General features: G+C 35.4%; 2 pseudogenes. Both read right to left on the reverse strand.

The window, feature by feature from the left end:
* Nucleotides 1-811: pseudogene (locus CQ058_RS32145) on the reverse strand (hypothetical protein); the annotation flags it as partial.
* A 15-nt stretch (nucleotides 812-826) separates the two neighbouring features.
* Nucleotides 827-1362, reverse strand: a pseudogene (locus CQ058_RS31315) (hypothetical protein); the annotation flags it as partial.

The raw sequence follows: 1362 nt of genomic DNA on the forward strand, positions 1-1362 counted from the left end.
CTGGATCTGTTGGCTTTTCTGGATCTGTTGGTTTACCTGGATCTGTTGGTTTTTCCGGTTCTGTCGGTTTCTCTGGATCTGTTGGTTTTTCCGGTTCTGTCGGTTTCTCTGGTTTTGTTGGTTTTTCCGGCTCTGTCGGTTTCTCTGGATTTGTTGGTTTTTCCGGCTCTGTCGGTTTTTCCGGCTCTATTGGTGGCTCTATCGGTGGTTTTGGTTTTTCTGTCCCTGTATTTTCCGTATTACCATTCTCACCCTCCGTTATAATTGGTGGGTTCACAATTGCCTCTGGTTTCTTCTCTGGCGGAAGAGTATCGCCTATACTCGCTACTGTAGAATCAATATTTTGATCGCCGAATGCAAAGTGATCTCCATTCACGGTGACTTGTGGCTTATTATCTGTAATAGCTGCAATCACATTATCTTTTGTTGTATCTTGAAGTGTTTTATCTGTTGTTTCTTTATCAAAGAGTGCTAGAACACGAGAAGTGGTTTCATCCCCATTTTGAAGATTACTTACAATAGATTTTTCTTTAAAATTAATTTTTGATTTATCCAGTTCTTCGATTACATAAGCAACTTCATTATCCTTACTTTGAATTGCGTTTTCTGTAATTGCTTCAAAATCATGTTTGTTCAGATCTTCTTTCTTTTCATCCGGCTTATTCTTATCTACCTTTTTTGTAATAGCTGTTTTACTTTTTGATGATTCCTTACTTCCAAACCAACTGCACCCTGTCGTACTCAATATCAACGAACCACCAAGAAAAACTATTCCCATTTTTTTGTACAGATTCTCATAATTTAAAGGCATGTTATTCTCTCCCCCTTAGATGTTCTGTAGATCTTTATCAATTTTTTCAATCTTAGCTTTCTTTTCTTCTTCACTTATCGTAGATTGTTGAATATCTCGTTTCTCTAATTCTTTGACCTCTTTCATTACGTTTTTATTTCCTTGCGTTTTGGCAAAAGAATAACAATCTTCATATTTTTTTAGATTTACAAAAGCTTCAACAATGAGTTTTTCACGTCTACCGTCCATATTGACTTTCCCCTTAAGCTTGATTACCTCCTTATATTTCTTATTAAGTGCTGCTTTTTCAAATTCGATTACATCATTTTTGACATCAATTTCATTGATTTTATTCATGTTGTCTATCCCAATAAAATAAGCAACCACACTTTCTGCAAATTTCGGCTCATATTGTAATGCCTTATTTGCCTTTCCATTTAATAAATAAGTAAATAGAACTGCCTTCTGACTATCTTTATCTAATTCTGTGTAATTGACCTTATCGAAGTATTTAACGGCTTCTCCATACTGTTGAATGGCTGCCTGTTGTAATCCTTTTACTACATATTGTT

Origin of the sequence: Bacillus sp. MYb56, assembly GCF_002976445.1 — a bacterium.
GTDB classification, from domain to species: Bacteria; Bacillota; Bacilli; order Bacillales; family Bacillaceae_G; genus Bacillus_A; species Bacillus_A mycoides.